The 19,134-nt window shown below is 64.8% G+C and carries 21 protein-coding genes; 13 read left to right on the plus strand and 8 right to left on the minus strand.

Going from position 1 to position 19,134, the window contains the following annotated elements; all coding sequences use genetic code 11:
- Positions 1 to 48: 48 nt before the first annotated feature.
- The gene (gene efp, locus AC0L4C_RS16835; RefSeq protein WP_473400861.1) at positions 49 to 618 is read right to left on the minus strand and encodes an elongation factor P; all 570 of its coding nucleotides are present in this window, start codon (positions 616 to 618) and stop codon (positions 49 to 51) included.
- A 139-nt stretch (positions 619 to 757) separates the two neighbouring features.
- On the opposite strand from efp, the gene epmA reads away from it, so the two are divergent.
- Both epmA and AC0L4C_RS16845 read left to right on the plus strand, forming a co-directional pair.
- Positions 758 to 1,816, plus strand: a complete 1,059-nt coding sequence (epmA, locus tag AC0L4C_RS16840) for an EF-P lysine aminoacylase EpmA (RefSeq protein ID WP_473400862.1) — start codon at positions 758 to 760, stop codon at positions 1,814 to 1,816.
- On the plus strand, positions 1,810 to 2,856 hold the full coding sequence (locus tag AC0L4C_RS16845) for a lysine-2,3-aminomutase-like protein (RefSeq protein ID WP_473403544.1): 1,047 nt from the start codon (positions 1,810 to 1,812) through the stop codon (positions 2,854 to 2,856). The genes epmA and AC0L4C_RS16845 overlap by 7 nt, the downstream gene beginning before the upstream one ends.
- A 46-nt stretch (positions 2,857 to 2,902) precedes the next feature.
- Here the strand turns inward: AC0L4C_RS16845 and AC0L4C_RS16850 are convergent, their stop codons facing one another.
- Entirely contained in the window at positions 2,903 to 3,094 is a 192-nt protein-coding gene (locus tag AC0L4C_RS16850; RefSeq protein ID WP_473400863.1) for a hypothetical protein, read from the minus strand.
- Between the two features lie 185 nt (positions 3,095 to 3,279).
- On the opposite strand from AC0L4C_RS16850, the gene AC0L4C_RS16855 reads away from it, so the two are divergent.
- On the plus strand, positions 3,280 to 3,702 hold the full coding sequence (locus tag AC0L4C_RS16855; RefSeq protein WP_473400864.1) for a DUF1801 domain-containing protein: 423 nt from the start codon (positions 3,280 to 3,282) through the stop codon (positions 3,700 to 3,702).
- Here AC0L4C_RS16855 and AC0L4C_RS16860 read toward each other — a convergent pair.
- The 3 genes from AC0L4C_RS16860 to ndk form a co-directional block, all read right to left on the minus strand.
- Positions 3,689 to 3,874 carry a tautomerase family protein gene (locus tag AC0L4C_RS16860; RefSeq protein WP_473400865.1) on the minus strand — a complete coding sequence of 62 codons (186 nt, stop codon included), beginning with the start codon at positions 3,872 to 3,874 and terminating at the stop codon, positions 3,689 to 3,691. The genes AC0L4C_RS16855 and AC0L4C_RS16860 overlap by 14 nt on opposite strands.
- Before the next feature lie 43 nt (positions 3,875 to 3,917).
- Positions 3,918 to 4,418, minus strand: coding sequence for an SH3 domain-containing protein (locus AC0L4C_RS16865; protein ID WP_473400866.1), 501 nt, complete (start codon positions 4,416 to 4,418; stop codon positions 3,918 to 3,920).
- Between the two features lie 168 nt (positions 4,419 to 4,586).
- On the minus strand, positions 4,587 to 5,009 hold the full coding sequence (ndk, locus tag AC0L4C_RS16870; RefSeq protein ID WP_473400867.1) for a nucleoside-diphosphate kinase: 423 nt from the start codon (positions 5,007 to 5,009) through the stop codon (positions 4,587 to 4,589).
- A gap of 197 nt (positions 5,010 to 5,206) precedes the next feature.
- Between ndk and AC0L4C_RS16875 the strand changes: the two genes are divergently transcribed.
- From AC0L4C_RS16875 to AC0L4C_RS16895, 5 genes are all read left to right on the plus strand, one after another.
- Complete coding sequence (locus tag AC0L4C_RS16875) at positions 5,207 to 5,704, plus strand: hypothetical protein (protein ID WP_473400868.1); 498 nt, start codon at positions 5,207 to 5,209, stop codon at positions 5,702 to 5,704.
- A 197-nt stretch (positions 5,705 to 5,901) separates the two neighbouring features.
- Positions 5,902 to 6,663: a class D beta-lactamase gene (gene blaOXA / locus AC0L4C_RS16880; protein ID WP_473403545.1), complete on the plus strand. Its 762-nt coding sequence runs from the start codon at positions 5,902 to 5,904 to the stop codon at positions 6,661 to 6,663.
- A gap of 131 nt (positions 6,664 to 6,794) precedes the next feature.
- Entirely contained in the window at positions 6,795 to 8,675 is a 1,881-nt protein-coding gene (locus AC0L4C_RS16885; protein ID WP_473400869.1) for an ABC-F family ATP-binding cassette domain-containing protein, read from the plus strand.
- Positions 8,672 to 9,094, plus strand: coding sequence for a cupin domain-containing protein (locus AC0L4C_RS16890; protein WP_473400870.1), 423 nt, complete (start codon positions 8,672 to 8,674; stop codon positions 9,092 to 9,094). The genes AC0L4C_RS16885 and AC0L4C_RS16890 overlap by 4 nt, the downstream gene beginning before the upstream one ends.
- Positions 9,095 to 9,135: 41 nt before the next feature.
- On the plus strand, positions 9,136 to 9,945 hold the full coding sequence (locus AC0L4C_RS16895; protein WP_473400872.1) for a DUF4344 domain-containing metallopeptidase: 810 nt from the start codon (positions 9,136 to 9,138) through the stop codon (positions 9,943 to 9,945).
- Positions 9,946 to 9,949: 4 nt separating this feature from the next.
- Here AC0L4C_RS16895 and AC0L4C_RS16900 read toward each other — a convergent pair whose 3' ends face one another.
- Together AC0L4C_RS16900 and AC0L4C_RS16905 are read right to left on the minus strand one after the other, a co-directional pair.
- Complete coding sequence (locus AC0L4C_RS16900; RefSeq protein WP_473400873.1) at positions 9,950 to 10,396, minus strand: DNA polymerase III subunit chi; 447 nt, start codon at positions 10,394 to 10,396, stop codon at positions 9,950 to 9,952.
- Between the two features lie 9 nt (positions 10,397 to 10,405).
- Positions 10,406 to 11,899, minus strand: a complete 1,494-nt coding sequence (locus AC0L4C_RS16905; RefSeq protein ID WP_473400875.1) for a leucyl aminopeptidase — start codon at positions 11,897 to 11,899, stop codon at positions 10,406 to 10,408.
- A gap of 204 nt (positions 11,900 to 12,103) precedes the next feature.
- On the opposite strand from AC0L4C_RS16905, the gene AC0L4C_RS16910 reads away from it, so the two are divergent.
- The 5 genes from AC0L4C_RS16910 (at position 12,104) to pdxA (ending at position 18,617) form a co-directional block, all read left to right on the plus strand.
- Positions 12,104 to 13,186, plus strand: coding sequence for an LptF/LptG family permease (locus tag AC0L4C_RS16910; protein WP_473400876.1), 1,083 nt, complete (start codon positions 12,104 to 12,106; stop codon positions 13,184 to 13,186).
- Positions 13,183 to 14,241, plus strand: coding sequence for an LptF/LptG family permease (locus AC0L4C_RS16915; RefSeq protein WP_473400877.1), 1,059 nt, complete (start codon positions 13,183 to 13,185; stop codon positions 14,239 to 14,241). Before AC0L4C_RS16910 ends, AC0L4C_RS16915 begins: the two co-directional genes overlap by 4 nt.
- Positions 14,238 to 16,529 carry an LPS-assembly protein LptD gene (locus tag AC0L4C_RS16920; RefSeq protein WP_473400878.1) on the plus strand — a complete coding sequence of 764 codons (2,292 nt, stop codon included), beginning with the start codon at positions 14,238 to 14,240 and terminating at the stop codon, positions 16,527 to 16,529. The genes AC0L4C_RS16915 and AC0L4C_RS16920 overlap by 4 nt, the downstream gene beginning before the upstream one ends.
- 87 nt (positions 16,530 to 16,616) lie before the next feature.
- A complete protein-coding gene (locus tag AC0L4C_RS16925) occupies positions 16,617 to 17,492 on the plus strand; it encodes a SurA N-terminal domain-containing protein (protein WP_473400879.1) in 876 nt (291 codons plus the stop codon).
- Positions 17,493 to 17,582: 90 nt separating this feature from the next.
- On the plus strand, positions 17,583 to 18,617 hold the full coding sequence (pdxA, locus tag AC0L4C_RS16930; RefSeq protein WP_473400880.1) for a 4-hydroxythreonine-4-phosphate dehydrogenase PdxA: 1,035 nt from the start codon (positions 17,583 to 17,585) through the stop codon (positions 18,615 to 18,617).
- On the opposite strand, the gene copM is transcribed toward pdxA, so the two are convergent.
- Positions 18,618 to 19,043: a CopM family metallochaperone gene (copM, locus tag AC0L4C_RS16935; protein ID WP_473400881.1), complete on the minus strand. Its 426-nt coding sequence runs from the start codon at positions 19,041 to 19,043 to the stop codon at positions 18,618 to 18,620.
- Positions 19,044 to 19,134: the final 91 nt, after the last annotated feature.

Raw genomic sequence — 19,134 nt, forward strand, 5'->3', positions numbered from 1 at the left:
CACGACAGGTCGCGCGGCTTGCAGCATGCTGGTGCCTGGAGCGGCCGGTCAGTCCTTGGCGCGCTCGACGTAGGAGCCGTCTTCGGTCATCACGACGATACGGGTGCCAACGCCGATGTGAGGCGGCACCATGGTCTTGGCGCCGTTCGAGAGCGTGGCGGGCTTGAAGGATGACGATGCCGTCTGCCCCTTCACGACGGGCTCGGTGTCGACCACCTCGAGGGTCACGCGAGCCGGCAGCTCGATGGCGATGGCAACGCCTTCGAAGGTCTTGAGATAGACCAGCATGCCGTCCTGCAGATAGGCGCCCTGATCGCCGACGACGTCTTCGCCGACAGCCAGCTGCTCATAGGTCGTCGGCTCCATGAAATGGTAGCCTTCGGCGTCGTGATAGAGGAACTGGTACTCGCGCTCATCGACATCGGCCTTCTCGACCATTTCAACGGTCCGCCAGCGACCGACGACCTTGGTTCCGTCCGACATGCGTCGCATGTTGACGTTCGTCACGGAATTGCCCTTGCCGGGGTGGACGTTTTCGGCGGTGAGAACGACGTGGAGATTGCCGTCCTGCTCGACGACGTGGCCCTTGCGGAGCGACGAGGCGATGACCTTGACCATAATTCTTCCTTGTTCAAGCGTTTGAGGCGGCCTAGAGGAGCGGCAACTTGGCCGGGCCGGCACTGATCCATATGTTCGGTGCCGCCCGATACATGAATTTCCTGCGAACCGCCAGTCCCGAGCACGAAAGACCGCCGCCTTGCCGCAACCGACTGCTACGCCCTGGTGGACACCGCACAAGCATGCCGACCGGCGGCCGGCGCTGCTGGCGCGCAACCGGATCGATGCGGCGGTGCGGGGGTATTTTGGCCAGCAGGACTTCGTGATGGTCGATCCGCCGGGGCTGCAGCGCTCGCCGGGCAACGAGACGCATCTGCATGCCTTTGGCACGACGATGATCGGCAATGACGGCGCCGGCACAGCGATGTACCTGCATACCTCGCCGGAATTCTCCATGAAAAAGCTGCTGGCAGGGGGCGAGGAACGCATCGCAAGTCTTGGACATGTCTGGAGAAACCGCGAGCGGAGTGCCCTGCACCATCCCGAGTTCACGATGCTCGAATGGTATCGGGTCAACGAAAGCTATGACGCGGTGATTGCCGATTGCGTGGCGCTGCTGCGGCTGGCGGCGAAGACGGTCGGAGCGCCGGTCTTGCGGTACAAGGACCGGGTCTGCGATCCGCAGGCGGAGCCGGAGCGGACTAGTGTTTTCGAGGCATTTCAACGGTTTGCGGGGATCAATCTGGCCGCGACGATGGATGAGGCGGGCAGCACGGACGGAGCAGCGCTGGCGGCGCAGATGCGACAGGTCGGGCTTGCGGTGCCGGAAGACATCAGTTGGTCCTATCTCTTCAGCCGTGTGCTGGTGGAAAAAGTCGAGCCAAATCTTGGACTTGGGCGGATCACCGTGCTCGATCGCTACCCCGCGGCGGAGGCGGCGCTGGCGCGGCGGACGGCCGATGACATCCGGGTTTCGGAGCGGTTCGAGGTCTATGCCTGCGGCGTGGAACTGGCCAACGGCTTTGGCGAACTGACCGACGCGGTGGAACAAAGACACCGTTTCGTCACCGAGATGAACGAAAAACAACGGATCTTTAACGAGCGCTACCCGATCGACGAGGACCTGCTGGCCGCCCTGCCCCTGATGCCGGAGGCCAGTGGCGTTGCCCTCGGGTTTGACCGGATGGTGATGCTGGCGCTCGGCGCGCCGCGGATCGAGGATGTGATCTGGGTGCCGGTGGCGGAGAGCGGATCGTGAGTGCCATCCGGACATCGGACGACCTGATCGCGGCGGGACTGGCGCCAGCGGCACGACGCGACGAACTGGATGCGGTGGCGGCGCGCTATGCGGTAGCCATTCCCCCTGCGATGGCAGCCCTGATCGACGCGGATGATCCCAACGACCCGATCGCCAGGCAGTTCCTACCCGATGGGCGGGAGCTCGTCACCACGCCCGATGAGCGGGCGGACCCGATCGGCGACCTGGCGCATTCGCCGGTCGAGGGGATCGTGCATCGCTACCCCGACCGGGTGCTGCTCAAGGCCGTGCATGTGTGTCCGGTCTATTGCCGCTTCTGCTTCCGACGGGAGATGGTCGGACCGCAGGGGCTCGGGACGTTGACGCCGGAGGCCCTCGACGCAGCCATCGGCTATATCGCCGGGCATCCTGAAATCTGGGAAGTCATTCTCACCGGCGGCGATCCGCTGATCCTGTCGCCACGGCGGCTTGCCGACATCCTGGAGCGGCTGCAGGGTATTGCGCACCTCAAGGTCGTGCGGTTCCATACACGGGTGCCGGTTGTGGAGCCGGAGCGCATTGACGACGCGCTGATCGCGGCGCTGAAGGCCAGCGGCAAGACCACCTATCTGGCAGTGCACGCTAACCATCCGCGTGAACTGACGGGCGCGGCGCGGGATGCGATCGGGCGTATGGCGGATGCCGGGATCGCGCTGATCAGCCAGACGGTGCTGCTCAGGGGCGTCAATGACGACGCCGATGTGCTGGCCGAGCTGATGCGCAGCTTCGTGGAGTTGCGAGTGCGGCCCTATTACCTGCATCACCCCGACCTGGCGCCGGGGACGAGCCATTTCCGGGTCACGATCGAGGCCGGGCAGGCGCTGGTCGCCGGACTGCGCGGACGCGTATCCGGGCTCTGCCAGCCGACCTACATTCTCGATATTCCCGGCGGCTACGGCAAAGCCGAGGTGGCTTCGGCCAGCATCCGGCCCAGCGGCGACGGCTGCTATGCGATCCGCGACTTCCGCGGCGGAGAGCACACGTACAAGGATGCGCTATAGGCTCAAGCGCAGGCGGCCTTTCGACGGGCGCTGCTCATCCGAAGCCCTATTCCTCGGCGCGGAGGCGGGCCAGTTCGGCGTTGTAGATGCGCAGGGCGAGGAAAATGGCGAAGCTGAAGCAGACGATGCCGGTCATCTGCGCCAGCGGCAGGAATGACAGGGCCGGTATGTGCTTGGCGGTGAGGAAGGCCAGGACGAGGCCAAGGACGGGAAGGACTTCTGAAAAGCGGACGAGCATAGTGGTGTTGCAACCCTTTCATCAAAGCGCTGACGCTAAGCGCGACATCAGTTTGATGATCCGCAGACCGGACCCCAAATCACACGTTACGGAAAATGCCCAAAGGTTCCATCAACATTTTCGTTAATGACGATTTTTGATGATCGACGGGTGTTCGTGCAACATGCGGTCGATCGGAGGCCGAGATGAACGAGCAATTCCAGACGCCCGAAGTGGCGGAGAAGTTCGCGTCCTATCCGGAGCCGTTGCGCGACCGGATGCTGGCGTTGCGTCGCCTGATCCTCGATACGGCGGCGAAGACGCCCGGCGTCGGGCGCATTGCGGAAACCCTGAAATGGGGGCAGCCGAGCTATCTGACGCCCGAGACCGGCAGCGGCACAACCGTACGGATCGATGCGCACCGCACAGGCGGCGTTGCCCTCTTTGTGCATTGCCAGACCAGCCTGATCGCCAGTTTCCGGACGCAGTATCCGGAGCTCAGCTACGAAGGGGACCGCGCCATCTTACTCGGCGATGCCGCCCTTGACGCACCTGCCCTGGCGCATTGCGTGGCCATGGCCCTCACCTATCACGCCCGGAAGGCGAGCGGGGCGGCTACATCTCGCTGAAGGGGATGCCGCCGCGCGACTTGCTGTCCTTGGGGGATTCGACGAGCTGCACGACGACACGCTCGGCCGGCACGCCGAAATTGCGGACGACGGCGTCGGTGATGTCCCTCATCAACGCCTTCTTGGCGTCAGCGGGGCGACCTTCGGCGAGATAGACGACGATTTCAGGCATGACAATCCTCCTGCCCTAAGGGGACGGGAGTCGGGAGAACGCGTCAATCGGCCGGAGTGAGGAAGTTCTGGCTCAGCCAGCCGGCGGTGCCGTCGGCGGTCGTGACATAGGCCCAGGAGCCGGCGGTCTCGCTGACCTCAACCCTGGTGCCTCGGGGCAGGCTGGCGATCAGCCCGGCATCCTTGTTGGGCTCGGTGCGCATGTTGAGGGCGCCGGCGGTGATGCTGCGGATGTCTTTCTGCACCTGGGGTTCAGGCTGCACCTCAACCGGCAGCACGGCCGCGGCCGGGACCTCGGCGACAGCCTGCGGCTCGGAGAGCGGCGTCACCTCGACGGTCATGGAGGCCACCTGGATGACGGGCACGACCTTGGTCTCCGGACGCGGCAGGTTGGGACCAGGCGCCGTGGCGTCGGCGACGAAGGGCGACGGCGTCTTGACCACGCTCGAGCGCATCACATCCTTGGGCGTCAGAACGATTGCGGCAGTGGTACCGGCCAATAGTATCGTGACAACGAAAACGGGGAACCCTAGCGAGCCCATCATTCCCTCCCAAACGACTGCTGTGATTATGGAGGAAGACTAGCACAAGCCACCTGACAGCAGGATGAACGAATGAGTGATAGGGCAAAAAGTGAAGAGGCCGCCCGAAGGCGGCCCCTCGAAACCGGATAGCCGGGCCAGCTGACCCGAAAAACCACTCAGTGGAGCGGCTTAGCCGACGATTTCGTCGTCGCTGAAGAAGAACTTGATCTCCTGGGCAGCGGTTTCGGGAGCGTCCGAACCGTGCACCGAGTTCTCGCCGACCGAGAGAGCGAACTCCTTGCGGATGGTGCCGTCGGCAGCGTTTGCCGGGTTGGTGGCGCCCATGATCTCGCGGTTGGCGAGGATGGCGTTCTCGCCTTCCAGAACCTGCACGACGACCGGCGAGGCAATCATCTGCTCGACCAGTTCACCAAAGAACGGACGGTCCTTGTGAACCGCGTAGAAGCCCTCGGCCTGGGCGCGGGTCATGTGGATCTTCTTCATCGCCACGGGGCGCAGACCGGCATCCTCGAACTTGGTGAGTATCTTGCCGATGAGGTTGCGACGGACGGCGTCGGGCTTGATGATGGAGAAAGTGCGTTCGATGGCCATGTTTACTGGTCCCTTGATTGGTCTGCCTGAAAGGTGGGGCCTTGTATCCAAGGGTTTTGACGGGCGCAAGACGGCTCGCGGCGGGCCAGCGCATTCTGCCCCCACCTGGCTCGGAACGTGGACCGTCGGTCAAGCTTCCGGGCCGATGTTACCGATGCTAGAGTACAGCAGTTCCGGTGGCGCAATAGAGGATGCCGATGACGCGGACCAGCACGTGCCTGAAAGCGACCGCTCTTGCTTGCATGGTCTGCCTGAGCTCGCCTGCGCTGTCAGCACCTTGGACGTTTGGGACCGAGCCTGGACTGTTCGAGATCCAGTTCGCCTCCCAGCTCGATACCAGCGGAAACTACAAGCTTGTCGTCGACTGCTCATCTGCGATGGGCTCAGCCACGCGATCGCTTGCTATCGTCGAGACAGAGCCATGGGATGCAACGGCCGACTATGCGCCCGAGGTTCCGACTGTGTTTGAGGTTGATGGCAGTTCGCGGCAAGTCGACCTATACTTTGCCGAGCATGCCGGACAGCAATCGGTGGCGCTGTATGAGGATCCCACGGCGGGGGACGACTTCTTCGAGTTCATCACGGCCGCCATGGTGGACGAGGAGCCGATTGCGATCCGCTATTTTGACAGGGACCTGCAGTTCTCGGGCGAGGGATCGAGTGCCGGTCTCAGCCATGTGACGCTCTTCTGCTGAGTGGCGGCGCTGCACTTGGGCACTGGGCATGATCGCGTCACATCTATTACCCTGCCCGTCCCTGCAGCGCTTGAGGTGCAAATCGACTTCACATATCGGCCACTCGGGCTTGGCTAGTCGCAACCAGTCTTTCATCCGGGAACACCATCGTGGTTCTACGTATTCGCAGCCTGCTGCTTGTATTCGCCGCCATCGGGATGTTTGCTCCGCCCGTGACGGCAGCCGAGCCGTTGGGTTGCACGGTGATCATCGATGCGCGCAGCGGCGACGTGCTGGTGCGGCAAGGCACTTGCGACCAGCGCTTTGCCCCTGCCTCGACGTTCAAGCTGCCGCTGGCCGCGATCGGCTTTGACGCCGGCATCCTTGTCGATGCCACGACGCCGCGCTGGGACTGGCACAAGGGTCTGACGGCCCCCAAGCGTGACCAGAAGGCGGTGGATCCGACAATCTGGGAGCGGGACTCGGTGCTGTGGTACTCCCGCGAGATCACCCGAAAGCTGGGAGCCGAGGCCTTCGCGACCTATGTGTCGGCGCTGGGCTACGGCAACATGAACGTGTCAGGCACACCGGGCAAGAAGAACGGACTGACCCATTCGTGGATCGGTGGCTCGCTGACCATTTCCCCGGACGAGCAAGCGGCATTCGTGCGCCGGCTGTTGCTGGGTCAGTTGCCGCTGGACACGCCATCCCAGGCCATGGCGGCGACGATCCTGCCCGATTTCGAGGCCGGCGAGTGGACGGTCAGCGGCAAGACGGGGAGCAGTTGGGTGACCAACGCCGCCGGCACGTATCTGAAGGACCGGCCGCTCGGCTGGTTTATCGGCTGGGCGGTTCGCGGCGACCGGGCGGTTGCCTTCGCGCGGCTGCGGGTCGACGGCAAGCCCAGCGACGCGTATCTCGGGCCGCTGACGCGGACGCAGATGCTCGAGGATCTGCCGGCACTGCTGGCCGACCGCTAGCCCGGCAATCCAGCACGCGGCGTGTCCGGCAACGGCTGGACCGGCGACCGCGCGGGGCCGGCATGCCGGAGCGGCGGTTGCCAAGCGTGGCGCCAAACCTTATGTGACCGGCTCCCCCGGAACGTATAGCCATGCTGACAATCAACAATCTCACCTATCGCATTCAGGGCCGCCCGCTGTTCGAGGGGGCGTCGGTGGTGCTTCCGGACGGCTCCAAGACCGGCTTTGTCGGCAAGAACGGCTCGGGCAAGACGACGCTGTTCAAGCTGATCCAGGGGCAGATTGCGGCCGATGGCGGCACGATGGAAGTCAACAAGCGGGCCCGTATCGGCGGCGTGGCGCAGGAGGCCCCGGCGACCGATCTCTCCGTGCTCGAGACGGTGATGGCGGCCGATACCGAGCGCGCCGAACTGATGGCCGAGGCCGAGACGGCGACCGACGGACACCGGATTGCCGATATCCACATGCGGCTGGCCGATATCGATGCGCATACCGCAGAGGCGCGCGCCGCGACGATCCTGAAGGGGCTGGGCTTCGAGCAGGACCGGCAGCTGGGGCCGACCTCGGAACTGTCGGGTGGCTGGCGGATGCGCGTGGCACTGGCGGGCGTGCTGTTTTCGCAGCCCGACCTGCTGCTGCTCGACGAGCCGACGAACTACCTCGATCTCGAAGGCACGCTGTGGCTGGAAAAGTACCTCGCCACCTATCCCTACACCGTGTTCATGATCAGCCATGATCGCGACCTGCTCAACAAGGCGGTCGACTCGATCGTGCATCTCGAGCACGGCAAGATGACGTTCTACAAGGGCGGCTACGACACGTTCGAAGAGACCCGTCGCATGCAGATGGAGCTCAACAACAAGAGCCGCGAAAAAACCCTGGCGCAGATCGCGCATCTGCAGAAATTCGTCGATCGCTTCAAGGCCAAGGCCACCAAGGCGGCGCAGGCGCAGGCGCGGGTCAAGATGATCGCCAAGCTGCGGCCGCCGGCGGCGATGTTCGACGAGCATTCGGCGCCCTTCACCTTCCAGCAGCCCAAGAAGGTGCCGGCGTCGCCGATGATGACCTTCGATGACGTGTCGGTGGGCTATGGCGACAAGGTGGTGCTGCGGCGCATCAGCAACCGGCTCGACCCGGAGGACCGCATTGCGCTGGTCGGGGTGAACGGCAACGGCAAATCGACCTTCGCCAAGCTGCTGGCCGGCGAGCTCAAGCCGATGGGCGGCGAGATGCGCAAGGGCAAGGGGCTGGAGATCGCCTATTTCGCCCAGCACCAGATGGACAGCCTGAAGCCGGAGCAGACGCCGTTCGAACATGTCATCGACCTGATGCCCTATGACAGCGAGGCCAAGCGGCGCAGCCGCGTGGCGCAGATGGGGCTGACGACCAGCCGCATGGACACGCCGGTCAAGAACCTCTCGGGTGGCGAGCGGGCGCGGCTGCTGCTGGGGCTGATCACCTTCGGCGGGCCGAGCATGCTGATCCTCGACGAGCCGACCAACCATCTCGATATCGACAGCCGCGACGCGCTGGTGTCGGCGCTCAACGAGTATGAGGGCGCCGTGCTGATCATCTCGCACGACCGCCACCTGATCGATGCGACGGTGGACAAGCTCTGGATCGCGCAGAACGGCACGATCGAGGAATTCGACCACGATCTCGACACCTACCAGAAGATGCTGACCGGCAAGGACCAGGGCAAGGGCGGCAAGAAGGCGGCAGCGCCGGTGGTCGAGGACCGCAAGGCGGCGCGGCAGGATGCGGCGGCACGACGCGCCGAAGTGGCACCGCTGCGCAAATCGATCAAGGAAGCCGAGCAGAAGATCGCACGGCTGCGGACCGAGCTGGGCAAGGTGGACGCCATTCTTGCCGATCCCAAGATCTATGACGGGGCGCCCGAGCGGATCATTTCGCTGGGCAAGGACAAGGCGCGGTTCGAGGCCGAAATCGGCAAGGTCGAGGAAAAGTGGCTGGAGCTCAGCAGTCAGCTGGAAGAGGCGGAAAAGGTATGACGGCGCAGGAGATCGTCGCCCTGCTGGGGCTGGAACCGCACCCGGAAGGCGGCTTCTACACGCAGACCTTTGCCGATGACGCATCGGGCGGACGCCCCTACTCCACAGCGATCTACTACCTGCTCGAAGGCGGGACCGCGGGACGCTGGCACCGCGTCGACAGCGCCGAAGTCTGGCATTACTACGCCGGCGCGCCGTTGCGGCTGACAGTTGCGCCGGATGGCCGGACGACGGAGGACAAGATCCTCGGTCCTGCTCTGGGCGCCGGACAGCGGCCGCAGGTGGTGATCCCGCGCGGCCAGTGGCAGGCAGCGGAAAGCCTGGGCGCGTGGACGCTGGTGGGGTGCACGGTGGCGCCGGGCTTTGACTTCGCGCATTTCGAAATGGCGGAAGCAGGCTGGAAACCGGGCGGTAATTGAGGTCAGCTAGTCTCCGGGCCACACAAGGCTGGGGGACGGGAATGACACGACTGATTGCCGGGGTGGCGCTGGCGGCGGCGCTTTGCAGCGGGCCGGCACTGGCCGATGCCAAGCTGACGGCCGAGGCCGAGGCTTATGCGGTCAGCAATGCCTACAGCGCGCTTTACCACGAGTTCGGGCACCTGTTCGTCGACCAGTACGCGCTGCCGATCCTGGGCGGCGAGGAATATATCGCCGACGCCATCGCCACGCTATTCCTGCTCAAGTCGGCCGATGACGCGTCGGTGACGATCTCCTACGATACGGTGGACGGCTACCTGAAATCGTCCGAGCTCTATGGCGAGACCGATCCGGGCAATGTCGATTTCAACGACGAGCACGGGCTGGATGTGCAGCGCGCCTACCAGATGACCTGTCTGCTGGTGGGCGGCAAGCCGGAGGACTACGGCGATCTCGCCGACCAGGTCGGGCTGGACAGGGAGCGGCAGGACGCCTGTGCCGATGAATTCGCCACGGCGACGCGTGGCTGGGACAAGCTGATGGCCGGTCACCTGCGGGCCGGCGGCAGCGCCGGCCCCAAGCTTTCGGTGGTCTACGAGACCGGGACCGGTGAATACGGCAAGGTCGAGGACCTGCTGAAGCGCGACAAGGTGCTGGAAACGGTGGCAGCGGCAATCGAGGCGGAGTTCGTGCTGACGCGGCCGGCGACGCTCAAGGCGACGACCTGCGGCGAGGAGAATGCCTTTTACGACCCGGAAACCAGCGAAGTTTCGATCTGCTACGAGTATGTGCAGTTCTACTACGATCTGATTGCCGATCCGGACAATGCCGGGATGGACGAGGCGGAGTAGCGCCCTAGCCCTTCTTGGTCCAGCGGCCGTTGCCGTCCTGCTGCCAATAGGTGACGTCGTTGCCGTCGCGCAGCGCCTTCCAGGCCTCGCGGGCCTCGGCGACGGCATCGGGATCGTGGCCGGAGAACAGGTAGACGATGCGCTGGTAGCCCTCGCCCGAGCGGGGAACGGCGCGATCGACGAAGAACCGCACCGTTGCGCCATTGGGATTGCTGTCATCGGTGGCGATGAGGATGGGCTGGTCAGCGTCGAACTGCCCGCCACCCACGGCGTGCGGCAGGAAGCTGTCGTCGCGATAGGTCCAGAGCATGGAGTCCAGCACTTCGGCGCGCTCGGGGCTGGCCGTCTCCACCACGGCGCGCCAGCCGCGCTCGAGCGTCTTTTCGAGGAGCACGGGCATGACGCGCTCCAGCGGCTGGCTTTCGAGATGGTAGAACAGGACTTCGCTCATGCGGCTGGTTTAGCCCTCGTAGTTGTCCCTGACCAGCCGGTCGAGCAGCGCCACGCCAAAGCCTGCCGCCCATGAAGTGTTGACCTCGTTGTTGCCGGCACCAAAGGCCATGCCGGCGATGTCGAGATGCGCCCAAGGTACGTCGTTGACGAAATGCTGCAGGAACTGGGCGGCAGTGATCGAGCCGGCGGGACGGCCGGCCGAGTTCTTGATGTCGGCGAAGCGGCTTTCGATCAGCTTTTCGTAGGCGGGGCCCATGGGCAGGCGCCAGAGCTTTTCGCCAGAGGCGAGGCCGGCGGCGAGCAGCTTGGTGGCGAGATCGTCATTGTTGGAGAACAGCCCTGCGTGATCGTGGCCGAGGGCGACGAGAATGGCGCCGGTCAGGGTTGCCAGATTGATCATGAACCTGGGCTTGAAGCGGTCCTGCGTGTACCAGAGCGCGTCGGCGAGCACGAGGCGGCCTTCGGCATCGGTATTGATGACCTCGATGGTGGTCCCCGACATCGCCTTGACGATGTCGCCCGGACGGACCGAGCGGTCGGACGGCATGTTCTCGACGAGGCCGATGACGCCGACGACGTTCACCGGGGCCTTGCGGGTGGCCAGGGCATGCATCAGGCCGGTGACGGCCGCGGCGCCACCCATATCGCCCTTCATGTCTTCCATGCTGCCGGCCGGCTTGATGGAAATGCCGCCGGTATCGAAGACCACGCCCTTGCCGACAAAGGCCAGCGGCGCCGTACCCGGCGTGCCGCCATTCCACTGCATGACGACGAGGCGCGGCGGGCGCGCGGATCCCTGCGAGACGCACAGCAACGAGTTCATGCCGAGCTCTTGCATCTGCGGTTCGTCGAGAATGTCGATGGTGACGCCCAGATCGGCCAGTGCCGCGGCGCGTTCAGCGAACTCCAGAGTGCCGAGCACATTGGCCGGCTCGTTGACCAGTTCGCGCGCCAGCAGGGTGCCCTGCACGACAGCGTCACGATCGGCAATTGCCGCATCGGCTGCAGGCTTGTCGGCGACATAGACGGTGACCACGAGCCGCCGGGCATTGGCCTCGTCGCCCTTCTTGGGGCTCTTGTAGCGGTCGAAGCGATAGTGCCGGAGCTTCAGCCCGGCGACGATTTCCGCAATCTCGGCCGATGTCGCGTCATCCAGGACCACGGCAGCGCGCTCAATGCGCGCGCCGATCAGCTTGCCGGCGAGCGAACCTCCCCGGTCGCTTGAGGCGGTCGCCGGGGTGACGCCGGCGGCCGGCTTGCCGGTTCCCAGCACAAGAAGCCGGTCGGCCTCGACGCCGGCCGGTGCCAGCAAATCGAGCATCTGGCCCTGCTTGCCCTTGAAGCCGGCGGACTCGCTGACCTTGCTCCAGTCGAGGCCGGTAGACGCCCAGATCTGTGCGGCGGTGCCGCCGGGCGCAGCGCCTTCGGCGCAGTAGATAACCAGCGTACCGGTGGGAACGACCGGCAGGGAAGCGGTCTTGACCTCGATGGAATGCGACATGAAGAAAACCTTGTTCGGGCGGGAGAGGACGGGCGGGCAGTGCACAAGTAGACGCTTGAGGCGCCGCGTCAATCCCGCAACACCCAGGCGAGTTTGAGGCGAAGCAACTTGCTTTGCCTTGCCTTGGCCGCCAAAGCACATCAGGGTGATCGAGCCGTCCGAGTGCTCGGCAAGCGATCCTCCCAAGGCTGCGGACAGGGGCAGATGAAACGGCTAAGTCTCTATTTGGCAAGACTTTTTGCCGTGGATGCGATCGCCCTTTTCGCCGTGGCGCTGTTTCTGCTGTTCCTCATCCAGTGCCTGCGGATTTTCGACGTGGTGTCGGTCAAGGGGCAGAGCTTTTTCACCCTGCTGGGACAGGCGCTGCTGACCATGCCGACGCTGGCCGTGGTTTTTCTCTATGTGTGCGTCGGCATCGGGCTGGGACGGGCGCTGCGCAACATGCAGGCCAGCCAGGAACTGCACATTATCCACACCAGCCGTGGCCTGCCGGCCCTGATGGGCGCGGTCGGCATCTACACCAGCGGCTGCGCTCTGCTGCTGCTGCTGCTATCGAACTTTGTCGAGCCCTACACGACGCGGCAGTTCAACGACTGGTCGGCCAGCGTCACGGCCGATCTGGTCGGGCGGACGCTGCGGCCGCACCGGTTTGCCGAAGTGGTGCCCGGCGTCAACATGGTGATCGGCGGCCGGCAGGGTGACGGCAATCTCACCAATTTCTTTGCCGACGACGCCCGCGCACCGGACGGCCGCCGCACCTATATCGCCAAGACCGCCGTCATTGCGCAGGACGAGGAAGGCTATGTCCTGCAGTTGTTTGACGGGGCGATCCAGTTCATGTCGGACGACTTCCAGTTCTCGCAGGTGGCCTTTGTCCGCTACGACCTGGCGCTGGAGCGGCTGACCGGGGCGGGCACTTCGCGCGACGAACTGGCCGAGAAGAATTCCTACGACCTGGTGTCGGAGGCGATTTCGAGCGGCACCTGGAGCGCCGGGGTCACGCAGACGCTGATCAAGCGGCTGGGTGAAGCCTGGCGGGTGATCGCCATCTGCATCTTCGTTACGGCACTGGCGGCGTTCCCGCACGGCCGGCGCGGCCAGGAGATGCCACTTGAACTCGTGGTACTGGGCGCCGCATTTCTCGAACGCGGGGTGGCGTCGCTGCCCGGCATTGCCGATGTCTACGGACCGCTGACGGGGACGACGCTGCTGCTGGCGGTGTCGCTTGTCGTCCTGCTCTACCGGCTGCGGGTGTTCGCACCCGTGTGGCGGAGGGTCGAGGCATGACGCTGATCGACTGGGTGGTGTTGCGCCGGCTGGGGAGCCGGATCGCCGTGACGGTGATCGTGATGTTCGGCATCATTGCGCTGGCAGACTCGCTCAATGTCTGGCGCTTCCAGCACCTGTCGTCGGTGGGCGGGCCGCTGCTCGGCATCCTGGCCATCGTCACCTCGGCGACGCGCTGGTCGCTTGGCGTCTTGCCGGTGACCCTGCTGGTGGGCGCCATTATCGGCCTGCTCGACCTGCAGTCGCGCCGCGAAATGACGGTGATCAAGGCGTCAGGCGTCTCGATCTGGTCGGTGCTGCGGGCGCCGGTTGTGGCGGTGATCCTCGTCAGCCTGGTTGCTGCCGTCGTGGTGGATACGGCGGTGGTGCTGGTCAACCGCACGCTGTCGCTCAGCCTGCCGTCGAGCGGTGGCGCCGGGACGCTCTGGCTGGAGCAGTCGCGTGACGGGGTGGATTACGTGGTGCGCGCGACCCATCCGCATGCCGACGGGACGACGCTTGAGGACGTGACGATCTTTTTCAACAGTTCGGAGACCGGCGAGCGCATTCATGCCAAGCTGATCGAATTGCGGCCCGGGCACTGGCTGATCCCCGAGGGCATCCGGTTCCAGCCCGACTCGCCGCCGCAGCGGATCGAGAACCACGAGCTTCCGACCTTCACGACCCGCGCCGATATGGGTGTGAAGTTCGCCAATCCCGACGATCTGACGATTTTCGAGGTGTTCGGGGCCGTCGGGGCGCGGCTGAGTGATCCGCAGCTCAAGAACCGGGTTGGCATGCGGCTGGCGAAGCTCCTGGCCAGCCCGCTGGCGCTGGTCGGTTCGCTGCTGATTGCCTTTGCATTTACCGCCGGTTATCGAAGGACGAATAAGTATGGAATAGCCGTGCTTTATGGTGTTGTTCTTGGCTTTGTGGTTTATGTCATCCAGGAGATGGCGGCCATGGCCGGGGGCGCGGGGGTGCTCGATCCGTGGTTTGCCGCCACGGGGCCGGCCTTCGTGGCAATTGTAATCGGGGTGACGGTGCTGTTGCACAAAGAGGACGGGTGGGCGTGAGAACACTGCGCCACCAAGGAGCGAAGGCACTGCTGCGCTGGATCGGCGCAGGGCTTTGTGCTGCGCTTCTGGTCACGGTGCTGCCGTCGGCCGCCTCGGCGCAAGGCACGCCGGCCGGCTATTTCGACCAGGTGCCGGACGAAGGCGGGCAGGCGCAGGTCGAGGCCGACACGATGACCTACGATTCGGCGACCAACACCATTTCAGCCGATGGCGCCGCAATCCTGATCTACAAGGGGCACCGGGTCAAAGCCGACCGGCTGACCTATGACCGCACCACCGGCAGCATGATTGCCACCGGCAGCGTGCACATCACCGCACCGGACGGCAACCAGTACACCGCCGACCAGATCGAGGTGACCGGTGGCATCAAGCAGGCCTTCGTGCGTTCGCTGACACTGGTGACCAAGGACGGCGAGCTGATCACGGCCAACGACGTCAACTACGAATCCGAACTCACCACCGTGCTGACCGAGGCCAGCTACTCGCCGTGCGGCGCGTGCATCGACGACAAGGGCCGCCGCATCGGCTGGAAGGTCTATGCTGCCAAGATCATCCGCGACGAAAAGGGCAAGGTGATCTATCTCGAACAGCCCACCATCGAGGTTCTCGGCGTTCCGGTGGCGTGGATCCCGTGGATTGCCCTGCCCGACCCGACGCAGCGCGCCGCCGGCTTCAAGCTGCCGCGCTACAGCTATTCGCAGAAGCTCGGTCACTCGATCGAGGCACCCTACTTCATTCCGATCGGCGACGATATCGACCTGCTGCTGTCGCCGCGCGCCATGACCCGGCAGGGCTTCCTGATGGGCGCCGAGTGGGAGCAGCGCTTCGACTATGGCCGGTTCAACATCAGGGCTGCCGGCACCTATCAGCTCGACCCTTCGGCCTTCGCGGCCGGGATCGGCGACGGGACGTGGCGCGGCGGGCTCAACGCCTCGGCCGAATTCACGCCGCTGGAGGACTGGAAAGCCGGGTTCTCAGTGACGACCTTCACCGACGCAGCGTTCTTCAACGACTACGAGATTTCGACGGCCAAGAGTTCGGTCAACGAGATCTATGCGACTTACCTGACCGACGACTATTACGCCGACCTGCGGGTGCAGAAGTTCAACTCGCTGGGCGATGTGACCTGGGCCGACCAGGAAAAGCAGGTCAAGGCGATCCCCAACATCAAGGCCAACAACTATATCGACCTGGGCGAGTGGGGGCAGTTGCGTACCTCTGCGCGGATCCTGGGAATCCAGCGCGGCCTCGATTCCACCGGCACCTATGGCGGCGTGCCCTATGTCTTCGGCTACGAGGAAAACAAGGTCCACGCCACGCTCGAGGGCTCCTGGCAGAAGCAGTGGGTGTCGCCGGTCGGGGCGGTGGTGACACCCTATCTGGGGCTGCGCGCCGACTATGCCAGCTATGACGGGGCCAGCGCCCTGTCGCCAACCGCAGTCTCGCTGTTCTCGGCGACGCCGATCGCCGCGATGGACGTGCGCTTCCCGCTCATCGCCACGAACGGCGTCGACAGCCACCTGCTCGAGCCGATTGCGCAGCTGGTCTATCGCGGCAGTTCGACCACCCTGCCCGGCATCGTCAACGACAATGCCCAGAGCTTCGTCTTCGATGACACCAACCTTTTCTCCTACGACCGCTTCAGCGGTACCGACCGGCAGGAAACCGGGCTGCGCGCCAATATCGGTGGCCGCTACATGGCCAATTTCGGCGATGGCAGCTGGCTCGAGCTGATCGGCGGGCAGAGCTATCATCTGGCCGGCCTCAACGCGCTGGGCGTGGCCGACGCGTCGCAGACAGGCGTCAGCACCGGACTGGGCTCGACGGCGTCCTATGTCGTGCTCGGCGCGCAGGGTTCGCCGGGCCACGGCCTGACCTTCGGTGGCAAGGTGCAGCTCGACCCCACCAGCTTCCGGGTGGCGCGGGCCGGGATTGCCGCCGAGGCCGCCTATGAGAAGCTGACGCTGGGCGTCGACTACTTCTACCTGGCGGCCGACACGGCCACCGGCACGCTGGCCGATCAACATGAAGTGACCATGCGCGCCTCGGCGCCGCTGCCGATGTTCGACTACTGGTCGGTGGATGGCAGCCTGTCCTGGGACCTGGCGCAGCAGCAATTCCTCAAGGCAACCGGCGGCCTGACCTATGACGACGGCTACTTCGTGGCCGGCGGCTTTGCCTCGCTGACCGGCGCCACGCACACCTCGCCCAATGCCCTGACCTACGGTATCAAGGTGTTGCTGCGGACGCCGTCGACGTCGTTCAATCCGCTGGGGCTGCAGTAAACCGATTTTGGCCGTATTCTTGCCCGACAAACCGCCCCTGCCCGCGGGGGAATGCGGGCACTGTTTCCAGACGAACGGATGATCACCATGGTACGCACGCTCGGCGCCCTTCTCATTGCCCTGATATTTGCCGCCGGCTCCGCCTTTCCGGCATCTGCCGCCGTCGTCGCGACGGTCAACGGCGTCAGCATCACCGATATCCAGGTGGCGCAGCGCCTCAAGCTGTTCAAGCTGGAAGGCAAGAGCGGCAGCAAGGCCGCGCTCGAGGAGCTCATCGACGAGCAGGTGATGATCCAGGAAGCCAAGCGCATCGGCGTGACCATCAGCGACGCGCAAGTGGAAGAAGCCGTGCTCACGGTGGCGCGCAACATCAAGGTCAGCCGCGACAAGCTCACCGGCATCCTCAACCAGAGCGGCGTCAATGTCGAAACGCTGAAAGACCGGCTGCGGGCTAACCTCGCCTGGAACCAGGTGGTGACGCAGGTGGTGATGGGGCGCGTGCAGCTTTCGGATGCCGAACTCGACGCCCGGGCCGCGAGCAAGCTGACCGCGGCAGAAAGTTTCGACTACATCCTCAAGGAAGTGATCTTCATCGGCAAGGGTACCTCGGCCCGTACCGGGCAGGCCAACCAGTATCGCAAGAGCTTCCAGGGCTGCGACAATGCCGTGCAGCTGTCGCTGTCCTATACCGATGCGGCAGTGATCGAGGTGGGGCGTCGCCACGCGACGCAGCTGCCGGACGCCATTGCCAGCGAACTGGCCAAGCTCAATGTCGGCGGCATCACCAAGCCGCGCGTGGTCGAGCAGGGCGTATCGATGCTGGCCGTGTGCTCGAAGACGGAAGCCAAGGACCTGACCTTCATCAAGAGCAATATCCAGCAGGAAGTCGGACAGGACGCCCTCAAGGCCGAAGCTGCCAAATATCTCAAGGAAGTCCGCGGCAAGTCCAAGATCAGCTACTGATTGTAGCAAATATCGACAGGTTGCCTTAGCCTGCCGATGCTAGACTATGCCGTCCGGGTCACCGGGCGGCATTTTTGCAGGAGACGCGTCTTGAGCACCATCAGCTCGCTTCCGCTTGCGATCAGCATGGGTGAACCGGCCGGCATCGGCCCTGACCTCATCCTGCGCCTGTTTGCCGAGCGCCAGGCGCTGCAGCTGGCGCCGTTCATCGTCTATGGCAATGCCGGCTTCCTGGCGGCGCGCGCCAGGCGCCTGGGGCTGGATATCGAGCTGGCCGAAGCCACACCGGCCTTCGCCCCGACATTATTCGAGACGGCGCTGCCGGTCGTCGATCTTGCCGGGCTGGTGTCGGACAGTCCGGGCGATACCAGTCCGCTCTCGGCCAAGGTGGTGATCGAGGCGATTCGCCAGGCGGTGGCAGCGACGCTGAGCGGCGGTTGCCGCGGCGTGGTGACGGCGCCGATCCACAAGGCTGCGCTCTATTCGGCAGGCTTCAAGTTTGCCGGGCATACCGAATTCATCGCGTCCCTCTGCGCCCGGGGCGGGGTGACGCCGATGCCGGTGATGATGCTGGCGCATGAGGACTTGCGCGTGGTGCCGGCGACCATCCATGTGCCGCTGCATCAGGTGCCCAGACTGATCACCAACGACCTACTGGTGCGGACCGGCAGGATCGTGGCGCAAAGCCTGCGGACGCGGTTCGGTATCGCCGCGCCGCGCCTGGCACTCACCGGGCTCAACCCGCATGCGGGCGAAGGCGGCTCGATCGGCATGGAAGACCTCGACGTCATCGCGCCGGCGATCGCGAACCTGCGGTTCGAAGGTATCGAAGTCGATGGCCCCCTGCCCGCCGATACGGCGTTCCACCTGCCCAAATGGCGGCGGTACGACGCGGTGATCGCGATGTATCACGACCAGGCGCTGATCCCGATCAAGACCGTGGCGTTCGACGAAGCAGTCAATGTGACTCTGGGGCTGCCGATGGTGCGGACCTCACCCGACCACGGCACGGCATTCGACCTTGCCGGCACGGGCGAAGGATCGACGGCGAGCCTGCTCGCCGCCATCCGGCTTGCCGACAGGCTGACGCGGCACGGGACACTGCACCAGACCGCCGCCGAGTAGTCAGAGCGGCTGCTTGTCCAGCCAGGCCAGCATATCGGCGATCTCCTGCTCCTGCGCGGCGATGACCTGCTCGGCTAGGGCGCGGACCCAAGGGTCATCGCCGTGCGCCAGCTGGGCTTTCGCCATGTCGATGGCACCGCGATGGTGGGGGATCATCGCGCAGACGAAGGCCACGTCGATGTCGGTTGCCGTGGCGCCGGCATCCATGTCGGTCATCATGCGGTCCATACCCGCCATGAGCTCGGTATGGGCGGCGTCGCCAGTGGCGGGCGCCATATCCATGGTCATGCTGTGCTGAGGCGTGCCGGCGTTGGCGAGGCAGACAGCGGGCAAGTCGATTGGCGTGCCATGCGCGGCAGCGTCCTGGGCCAAAGCCGGAGCGGCGCCGAGGGCGAGAACGAGGGTGGTTAAGGCCAGAACCTTCATGGTGGTCTCCTGTGACGATGGCGTTGTGCAGCTTCCCATCGTGGCAAGGTCAAGCCCCCTGTGCGCGCGACGGAAAATCCGCTATCGCGGG

The sequence above is a fragment of the Devosia sp. J20-27 genome, from assembly GCF_055808595.1.